Origin of the sequence: Allobosea sp., assembly GCF_030694325.1 — a bacterium.
GTDB lineage: Bacteria > Pseudomonadota > Alphaproteobacteria > Rhizobiales > Beijerinckiaceae > Allobosea.
In genome coordinates this window covers 1-6,391 of the sequence record NZ_JAUXYO010000295.1, presented here as the reverse complement: position 1 = coordinate 6,391, position 6,391 = coordinate 1, and the positions used below count along the sequence as shown (strand labels likewise).

The window sequence follows — 6,391 nt, the reverse complement described above, 5'->3', positions numbered from 1 at the left end:
AGGGCTCCGGCGCCCCGCGCCGCCGCCCCGGTCGCGGCGCCGCCACCGCGCGCACCGGCCAAGAAGGTCGCCAACAGCCGCTCGGGGGATACGGGCTGGGAAGAGTTCTGAGCCGGTCCATCCGCATCTCGTCAGTAAAGGCCCTGCCCGAACCGGCAGGGCATTTCTGCATCGGGAGGGCCGCTGATCGCTCGCCGCCACGCGGCGCAAGGGATCGAGGCGATCGTGCCGTCCGCAATCGGGCCCATTTCCGCCTTGGCCCCGCCGAATTCGGACGCGCCTTATCACGGCCACGTGATCGCTTCTGGGGATAGCAGACCATGATGACCCGCCTTGCCGCCGCCCTCGTTCTCGCTCCCGGCTTTGCCGGCGCAGCCGAGATCGAGCTCGCAACCCGCATCGACCGCGTGACGGTCTATCCGGATGGTGCGGTGGTGACGCGGCAGGGCAAGGCCGAATTGCTGCAGGGGGCCTCGCAGATCGTGCTGCGCGGCCTGCCGGCTGCGATCGACCCCGCTTCGATCCGCGTCGAGGGGCAAGGCCGAATGGCAGGGGGAGGCGGCGCCTTCTCGATCGGGGCCGTCGACGTCCGGCTGGCGCCGGGCGAGGCGAAGCCGGTGCTCGACGCCGTGATCGAGGGCAAGCTCACCGCGCTGCGGGATGAGAAGCAGGTGCTGGCCGGGCGCATCAGCGCGATCGAGGCCAAGCGCGCCACGATCGAACGCTTCGGCCAGACGGGTCCCGACAAGCTCGGCCCCGACGGCAAGGCCCTGCCCGTGGCGGACTGGCCAGCGGTGTTCGAGGCGATCGGGACCGCGCTGGTCCAGGTGCATGAGGAATTGCGCGGCGTTCGCGCTAGGGCAGCGGATGTCGAGGGCGAGATCGCGGCGCTGGAGCGGGCGAAGCCGCAGCCGGGCCGACCCGGCGCACCCAAGCGCGACGTCGCGATCGCGGTCGAGGCGCCGGCCGCGCTTTCGGCCGAGTTCACGGTGACCTACCGCGTCGGCGGCGCCGGCTGGACGCCGCAATACGAGGCCCGCCTGTCGACCGGCGGCGCCGGCGGCAAGCCTTCGCTCGATCTCCTGCGGCGGGCCGAGCTGCGCCAGCGCACGGGCGAGGACTGGGCCGATGTGGCGCTGACCCTGTCGACGACGCGCTCGGCCGGTGGCACGCAGGCGCCGGAGCTGACGCCGGTGCAGGTCATGTTCTTCGAGCCGCCGGTGCTCTACGAGGCGCGTCCGATGGCGCGGGCCGCGCCGGCGCCGATGGCGGCCGCTCGCGCCAAGGCGGAAGCCGACGCGATTGCCGAACAGTCGCAGAAGGCCGCCGCTCCCGTCGCCGCGGAGGCGCAGACCGCCCAGATCGAGGCGGGCGCCTATCAGGCGAGCTTCCAGGTGCCCGGCCGCGCCACGATCCCGCAGGACGGCTCGTCCAGGACCGTGCTGCTGAGCCGGGCGCAGGCCGAACCGGCGCTCGCGGCGCGGATCGTGCCCGAGTTGGAGGAGAAGGCCTATCTCGAGGCGAGCTTCGTCCATGACGAGGCGGCGCCGCTGCTGCCGGGGATCGTCGCCCTGCATCGCGACGGCAGCTATATCGGGCGGGGGCGGATCGGGCTGGTGGCGCCGGGCGACAAGGTCGCGCTCGGCTTCGGAGCCGACGACAAGCTCAAGGTCACGCGTGCGCCGGTGCGCCGCCGCGAGAACGAGCCGAACTGGCTCGGGCAGACCCGCACCGACCTGCGCGAGTTCCGCACGGTGGTGAAGAGCCTGCATGCCCAGCCGGTGAAGGTGACGGTGACCGAGCGCATCCCCTATTCGGAGAGCAGTGCGATCACGGTGGAGAGCCTGCCGGCGCAGACGACGCCCCCGACCGAGAAGCAGGTCGGCGACAAGCGTGGCGTCTCGGCCTGGACCTTCGACCTTCCGCCCGGCGCCGAGAAGGAGATCAAGGTGGCCTACCGGATCAAATGGCCCGGTGACCGCGAGGTCACCTACGCCCCGCAGCCTGGGCCGGGGCCGCAACCGATGCCGCGTCCGCTCAACTGAGGGAGCGGGGTTTGCTCACGAATTACCTCGTCATCCTGGACCTGCCGCGCAGCGGCGCAGGCCGGGATCCATCATCGGGCTCTCCGCCGCTCTAGGATGGATCCCGGTCGACCTTCGGTCGCCCAGGATGACAGTCGAGTCTCCGAGGCAAAACGACAGACGCTCACACCGCCATCTCGAGTTCGCGCCCGCGCCCCAGACGCGTCATCCAGTCGGTGTATTGCGGCTGGCCCTTGAGTTGGTGGCCGTAATGGCGGCGCAGCGCCTCCGTGAGGCGCCCGCCGCGGTCGAGCTGCGCGTCGGCGAAGCCGATCATTACCGAATTCGGCCAGGCCTGCGGGCGCACGGCGCGCAGGCGCTCGAACAGCTCGTCCTCGCTCGCATCTGTGTCGTTCTGCGCCATCAGCATCAGCATCGCCGCGGTCGAGCGCGAGATGCCCATATGGCAGTGGACGAGGAGATGCCCCTCGACCCGTTCGCCGAGGCCCTCGCGCAGGCCCTCGCCGAACTGCAGGATCTGCTCGACATGGTCGGGGCGGGGCGGGGTCATGCCCTGAGACGGGCCGAGGATGTCGTGGAAGCGCAGCGTCACGCGGTGGTGCTCGCCATAGGTCCCGAAGGTGTCGATCTCCGGCAGGCCGGGGTCGAGCAGCGACAGGACATGCGTGACCCGGCGTAGGCTGTGCGCGGGCAATTCCTCGATGCCGCAGATGGTGAGCGTCGAGATGGCGAGCGATTGCATGGTGGTAACCCGCTGCTTTGCGTGAAGCCCGCCGCATATGGCCTGCCTCCGCGCCGCGCAACCGACGGGAATGGAGGGGAGGTCTGCAAACGACCGCGCCGCGGCCGTGACGTTGTCATCCCGGACGCAGCGAAGCGGAGATCCGGGATCCATTCCTGAGCGCATGCTGGAGAGGTTCCGGAATGGATCCCGGGTCTCCCTCCGGTCGCCCGGGATGACCCGCCCTTTTGCGGGCAACAGGACGGGTCTGGTAAGGGGGCAGGCGACCTTAAGCGGCCGCCGCCTGCTCCTCGATGCCCAGCTCTTCGCCCACGACATTGACCCAGTAGCGGATGCCGTCGGGGATGATCGCGTCGTTGAAGTCGTAGAGCGGGGTGTGCAGGCCCTTGAAGCTCCCGTCCGCCTCGACGCCGTTGCCGATGCGCATGAAGGCGCCGGGCTTGATCAGCATCATCTCGGCGAAGTCCTCGCCGCCCGTGCCCGGCCGCAGCTTGCCGTCGACATGGGCCGCGCCGACCGAAGCCGAGGCGGCGGCGACCGCGACCGCGACCTGCTCGGCCTTGTTGATCAGCGGGCTGGTGCCGCGGTGATAGGTGGCTTCCGCCCGGCAGCCCCAGGCGAGCGCGGTGGCGGAGGCGAGTTCACCGATGCGGCGCTCGACCGTGTCGCGGATCTCGGCGGAATAGGTCCGCGCCGTGCCGCCGAGCACCAACTCGGAGGGAATGACGTTCGAGGCCTCGACCGAGCCGGCATGGATATAGCCGACGCTGATCACGGCGGTGTCGAGCGGCGGCACGTTGCGTCCGACGATGCCCTGCAGCCCGAGCACGAACTGCGCCTGGGCATAGGTGATGTCGGTCGAGAGATGCGGCTGCGAGCCGCCATGGCCGCCGACGCCGCGGAAGATCACCTCCCAGCTGTCGGCCGAGGCGAGGAAGGGGCCGACCGCCGTGCCGAAATGCGAGGCCGGCAGGCCCGGCGTGTTGTGCAGGCCATAGATCGCATCGCAGGGGAAGCGCTCGAACAGGCCGTCGGCCAGCATGGCATTGGCGCCGCCGCGGCCTTCCTCGGCCGGCTGGAAGATCAGGATGCAGGTGCCGGCGAAATCGGGGTTCTCGGCGAGGTAGCGCGCGGCACCGAGCAGCATGGTGGTGTGGCCGTCATGGCCGCAGGCGTGCATCTTGCCGGGATATTGCGAGGCGTAAGGCAGGCCGGTCTGCTCCTCCAGCGCCAGGCAGTCCATGTCGGCGCGCAGCCCGATCGCGCGCTGTCCGGCACGCCTTCCACGGATGACGCCGACCACGCCGGTGCCGCCCACGCCCTCGGTGACCTCGACGCCCCATTCGCGCAGGCTCCTGGCGACGAGGGCAGCGGTGCGCGTCTCCTCGAGCCCGAGTTCGGGATGGGCGTGGATATCCTGGCGGATCGCGGAGAACGCCGCATGGTGGCGGTCGAGCCAGGCGTCGAGCTGAGTCGTCATCGGTGTCCTATCCCCTTGGCGCGGGCTTGCATCGGTCCTGCGGGCGGTTGCCGCAGCCTCTGTCCCGGCGGGGCTGAAAAGCCTGCCGGCGAGGCGAAATCGGGGCCGCCGGCTCACCTTCTACACCCGCCTGAAGCGGCCGGCCATGCGCGCCAAGCTTGACCTCGGCGTGCTCTTGGCTCATGAGGGCGTGCAAGAACCTGCCTTCGAACCCCGGTCTTGCGCCGGGGTTTTTCATGTGCGGCACTTGCCCGGAACGACACGCGCAAGACTCACTTAAGACAAGCAGGAACCCCTGAACCATGGCAAATGTGGTGGTGGTCGGCGCCCAGTGGGGCGACGAGGGCAAGGGCAAGATCGTCGACTGGCTGTCGAGCCAGGCCGATGTCGTCGTGCGATTCCAGGGCGGGCACAATGCCGGCCACACGCTGGTGATCGACGGCGTCGTCTACAAGCTCTCGCTGCTGCCTTCGGGCATCGTGCGGCCGGGCAAGCTCTCGGTCATCGGCAACGGCGTCGTGGTCGATCCCTGGCATCTGGTCGAGGAGATCGCGCGGCTGCAGGCGCAGGGCGTCGCGATTTCCCCTGAGAACCTCCGCGTCGCCGACAACGCGACGCTGATCCTGCCGCTGCATCGCGAGCTCGACCATTTTCGCGAGACCTCCAATGTCGGGCTGAAGATCGGCACGACCAAGCGCGGCATCGGCCCGGCCTATGAGGACAAGGTCGGCCGCCGCGCCATCCGCGTCATCGATCTCAAGGACCCTTCGATCCTGGAAGCCAAGATCGAGCGGCTGCTGGCGCATCACAACGCGCTGCGCCGTGGCCTGGGCATCGACGAAGTCAATGGCGCCGAACTGCTGGCCCAGCTCAAGGAGATCGCGCCGAAGATCCTGCCGTTCGCCGACACCGTCTGGGCGCTGCTCGATGCGCAGCGCCGCGCCGGCAAGCGCATCCTGTTCGAGGGTGCGCAGGGTGCGCTGCTCGATGTCGACCACGGCACCTATCCCTTCGTGACCTCCTCCAACATCGTCGCCGGCCAGGCCGCGACCGGTTCGGGGCTCGGCCCCTCGGCGGTCGGTTATGTGCTGGGCATCGCCAAGGCCTATACGACGCGGGTCGGCGAGGGGCCGTTCCCGACCGAGCTGTTCGACGAGACCGGCGAGCTGATCGGCCAGAAGGGCAAGGAGTTCGGCGTCGTCACCGGCCGCAAGCGCCGCTGCGGCTGGTTCGACGCCTGCCTCGTGCGCCAGACGGTGAAGACGTCGGGCATCGACGGCATTGCGCTGACCAAGCTCGACATCCTCGACGGCTTCCCCGAGATCAAGGTCTGCACCGGCTATCGCCTCGACGGCGAGATCCTCGAGCATCTGCCGGCGGGCCAGAGCGACCAGGCCCGCGTCGAGCCGGTCTACGAGACGATCGAAGGCTGGGAAGGCTCGACCGCGGGCGCGCGCTCCTGGGCCGATCTTCCCGCGCAGGCGATCAAATATGTCCGCCGCATCGAGGAACTGATCGGGGCCAGCGTCGCGGTGCTCTCTACCAGCCCGGAGCGGGACGACACCATCCTGGTCCACAACCCCTTCGAAGGGTGAGACCTTCCGTAACGGAGCTTTCGCGCCGGACACCCTTTCAAAAATGCGACCCGGCCTGAAACTGGACGGGTCCGACAAGGGTTGACGCAGGTCTGCAACAGCGACAAGTGAGGCCAATGGCCGACTTCTATCCCATCCTGGCACGTGCGGTCGCCGGGCTGCCCGATACATCGCCGGCAGCCCGGCAGGCGATCTATGATCGGGCCAGGGCCGCTCTCGTCGCGCAGCTGCGCAGCCTCGATCCGCCGCTGGGCGAGGCCGAGATCATGCGCGAGCGCCTGTCTCTCGACGAGGCGGTTGCCCGGATCGAGGCCGATTACGACGACACGCCGCTGCGCTTCGAGTCCGAAGCGCTCGATCCGCCGCTGGAGGCCGGGCCGGCGCTCGCCGAGCCCGTGGCGCCCGCGCTGGCGCCGGTTCCGCCCCGCGCCGCCGCCTCTGCGGCGGAGAGCACCGAGGCGGATTTCCGCGAGCCCCAGCCCGAGGTCGCGGACACGCAGCCGGTGCGGCCGCGGATCGCGCCGCCGCG

At 69.8% G+C, this 6,391-nt stretch carries 4 protein-coding genes and 1 pseudogene; 3 read left to right on the top strand and 2 right to left on the bottom strand.

Going from position 1 to position 6,391, the window contains the following annotated elements; all coding sequences use genetic code 11:
* Positions 1 to 320 precede the first annotated feature (320 nt).
* On the top strand, positions 321 to 2,045 hold the full coding sequence (locus tag Q8M82_RS19085; RefSeq protein WP_305692876.1) for a mucoidy inhibitor MuiA family protein: 1,725 nt from the start codon (positions 321 to 323) through the stop codon (positions 2,043 to 2,045).
* 163 nt (positions 2,046 to 2,208) lie between these two features.
* Here the strand turns inward: Q8M82_RS19085 and Q8M82_RS19080 are convergent, their stop codons facing one another.
* Complete coding sequence (locus Q8M82_RS19080; protein WP_305692875.1) at positions 2,209 to 2,787, bottom strand: tyrosine phosphatase family protein; 579 nt, start codon at positions 2,785 to 2,787, stop codon at positions 2,209 to 2,211.
* 268 nt (positions 2,788 to 3,055) lie between these two features.
* On the bottom strand, positions 3,056 to 4,267 hold the full coding sequence (locus Q8M82_RS19075) for an amidohydrolase (protein ID WP_305692874.1): 1,212 nt from the start codon (positions 4,265 to 4,267) through the stop codon (positions 3,056 to 3,058).
* Positions 4,268 to 4,569: 302 nt separating this feature from the next.
* On the opposite strand from Q8M82_RS19075, the gene Q8M82_RS19070 reads away from it, so the two are divergent.
* The gene (locus Q8M82_RS19070) at positions 4,570 to 5,862 is read left to right on the top strand and encodes an adenylosuccinate synthase (protein ID WP_305692873.1); all 1,293 of its coding nucleotides are present in this window, start codon (positions 4,570 to 4,572) and stop codon (positions 5,860 to 5,862) included.
* A gap of 116 nt (positions 5,863 to 5,978) precedes the next feature.
* Positions 5,979 to 6,391: pseudogene (locus Q8M82_RS19065) on the top strand (histidine kinase); the annotation flags it as partial.